The 756-nt window shown below is 61.4% G+C and carries 1 protein-coding gene; it reads left to right on the top strand.

Annotation, left to right across the window (positions count from 1 at the left end; translation table 11 throughout):
- Window positions 1-756: AMP-binding protein (locus tag AD72_RS35120; RefSeq protein WP_037348462.1), on the top strand; the 756-nt coding region annotated here is incomplete at both ends.

The raw sequence follows: 756 nt of genomic DNA, 5'->3' as shown, positions 1-756 counted from the left end.
TGATCGATTGTTGCAGGTGGTTTCGCCGTCGTTCGATGTGAGTGTTGTCGAGTTGGGGTTGGCGTTGTGTTCGGGTGCGACGTTGGTGTTGGCTCCGGATGCGGTTGCCGCTGGTGGGGATGAGTTGGCTGGGGTTCTTGTTGGTTTGTCGATTTCGGTTGTGGTTTTGCCTGCGGCGTTGTTGGCGACGGTTCCGGTGTGGGGTGGGGTGGGGTTGCGTGTGGTGGGGACTGGGGGTGAGGCGTTGTCGGGTGAGTTGGTGTCTCGGTGGGTTGGTGTGGGGGTGCGGTTGGTTAATGGGTATGGGCCGACGGAGTCGACGGTGGCGGTGACGTTGTCGGGTGGGTTGGTGTCGGGGGAGGTTCCGGATATTGGTGTTCCGGTGGGGAATGCGCGGGTGTTTGTGTTGGATTCGGTGTTGGAGCCGGTTCCGGTGGGTGTGGTTGGTGAGTTGTATGTGGCTGGTTCGGGTTTGGCGCGGGGGTATGTTTCTCGTCCGGGGTTGACGGGGGAGCGGTTTGTGGCGTGTCCGTTTGTTTTGGGTGGGGGGCGGATGTATCGGACGGGGGATCGGGTGCGGTGGTCGCGGCGTGGGGTGTTGGAGTTTGTTGGGCGGGTTGATGATCAGGTTAAGTTGCGTGGTTTTCGGGTGGAGTTGGGTGAGGTTGAGGCTGCGGTTCGTTCGTTTTCGGGGGTGGATCAGGCTGCTGTTCTGGTTCGGGAGGACCGGCCGGGCGACAAACGACTCGTCGCCTA

This window comes from Sciscionella sediminilitoris (assembly GCF_000737195.2).
Lineage (GTDB): Bacteria > Actinomycetota > Actinomycetes > Mycobacteriales > Pseudonocardiaceae > Sciscionella > Sciscionella sediminilitoris.
The sequence above is the reverse complement of the archived record's forward strand: the minus strand, read 5'-3'. Positions and strand labels throughout refer to the sequence as shown.